Here is a 637-nt window from a genome sequence, read left to right as displayed (position 1 = left end):
ATTTTGGCTATGGAAAAAACAACAAAATTAAGTGCTGATTTAGGTGTGTTACTTGCGCGACATGGGCATGTTCTGACTACAGCAGAGTCCTGTACTGGCGGTGGCGTTGCAGCCGCAATTACTGATATTGCAGGTAGCTCCGGTTGGCTTGACCGCGCTTTTGTTACGTACAGTAATGAGGCCAAAATGGAGATGCTTGGAGTGCAGTTTCAAACACTCGAAGCGTATGGCGCAGTGAGTGAGCCGGTTGTAATCGAAATGGTGCAGGGGGCATTAAAACATTCCAATGCAACAATAGGGGTGTCTATCAGTGGCATCGCTGGTCCTGGTGGTGGCAGTGAGGAAAAGCCGGTTGGAACGGTGTGTTTTGCCTTTGCAGATAATCAGGGGTGGCAGTTAGTAGAAACCATGCATTTTTCTGGAAATCGAGCAGAAGTTCGCGAACAAGCGGTGATTCATGCATTGAGTCAATTGCACCAACACTTAATCTAGATTTTTTGGATCTGCGTAAGCCCAGAGAAAACAAGGGCTAGAGAAAACTGCACGATATTGTGAGCCAAATTTTTTTCATACAGGTATGGACACTGTATGAATCAACAGTATAATAACTTTCATTGCTGAGCAGAACTTCTGCTTA

1 protein-coding gene is annotated in these 637 nt (G+C 45.2%); it reads left to right on the top strand.

Annotated elements, in window-relative coordinates:
• Positions 1-9 precede the first annotated feature (9 nt).
• Positions 10-492 (top strand): nicotinamide-nucleotide amidase, encoded by a 483-nt coding sequence (pncC, locus tag R7Q09_RS26435; protein ID WP_021450025.1) that lies wholly within the window; start codon positions 10-12, stop codon positions 490-492.
• Positions 493-637: the final 145 nt, after the last annotated feature.

It is taken from the genome of Vibrio sp. 2130-1 (assembly GCF_033339515.1).
The sequence above is the reverse complement of the archived record's forward strand: the minus strand, read 5'-3'. Positions and strand labels throughout refer to the sequence as shown.